General features: G+C 78.0%; 1 protein-coding gene. It reads left to right on the top strand.

The window, feature by feature from the left end:
* Positions 1 to 377: hypothetical protein (locus CR470_RS38510; RefSeq protein ID WP_257139082.1), on the top strand; the 377-nt coding region annotated here is incomplete at both ends.

Genomic DNA, 377 nt, shown 5'->3' with positions numbered 1-377 from the left:
CCGTCCAGGAGCGCACGCGCATCGGCCCCGACCGGCTGCCGGGCCCCCGCCCCCGGGACGTGCGGACGGCCCCGCCGCGGCTGGCCAGGTCCCTGCGCGGGCTGGGCCGCAGGGTGCCCACCGGGGGCCGGAGCGCCCTTGACGAGGAGAGCACCGCCGAGCACGGGCTCACCGACGGACTGTGGGTTCCCTATTTCCTCCCCGAACGGGAGCGCGCGTTCGACCTGGTGCTCCTCGTCGACCGGGCCCCCACCATGCCGCCGTGGCACGGCACCGTCCGGCGGATCGCCGAAGAGGCCGCCCGCAGCGGAGCCTTCCGTGATGTCCGCACGGTCGGGGTGGCCCTGCCCGCCGTGGGCGGCGAACCCGCGCTGCGC

Origin of the sequence: Streptomyces sp. rh34 (assembly GCF_002551245.1) — a bacterium.
Classification (GTDB): Bacteria; Actinomycetota; Actinomycetes; order Streptomycetales; family Streptomycetaceae; genus Streptomyces.
The sequence above is the reverse complement of the archived record's forward strand: the minus strand, read 5'-3'. Positions and strand labels throughout refer to the sequence as shown.